This window comes from Bacillus sp. SIMBA_008 (assembly GCF_046535495.1).
Lineage (GTDB): Bacteria > Bacillota > Bacilli > Bacillales > Bacillaceae > Bacillus > Bacillus subtilis.
The window spans coordinates 1-239 of sequence record NZ_JAWRWL010001185.1 but is presented as its reverse complement, the minus strand read 5'-3'; the positions used below and the strand labels follow the sequence as shown (position 1 = coordinate 239).

General features: G+C 72.8%; 1 protein-coding gene. It reads left to right on the top strand.

What is annotated here, in order from left to right; translation table 11 throughout:
* The coding region (locus tag SB658_RS27205; RefSeq protein WP_410603649.1) for a LysR substrate-binding domain-containing protein at positions 1-239 on the top strand (239 nt) is incomplete at both ends.

The following is a 239-nucleotide window of genomic DNA, read 5'->3' as shown; positions in this document are numbered from 1 at the left end:
GGGACGGGGGCCGAGGCTCGTCGGCAGACGTCGTCTTCGATCGCGTGCGGCGTCCGTCGCCCGAGGTGTCGTCTCAGCTGGTCCGCTTCGAACCGCTCGCGGTGCTCGTTCCGGAGGGGCATCCGCTGGCGGATCGGGCCGCCGTCGCCTTCGAGGATCTGCGCGGCACACGCGTCTGCTCGCGTGCCGGCGGGCACGTGACAGAGGGGTGGATCGACGCGACCGCGCAGCTGCTGGCA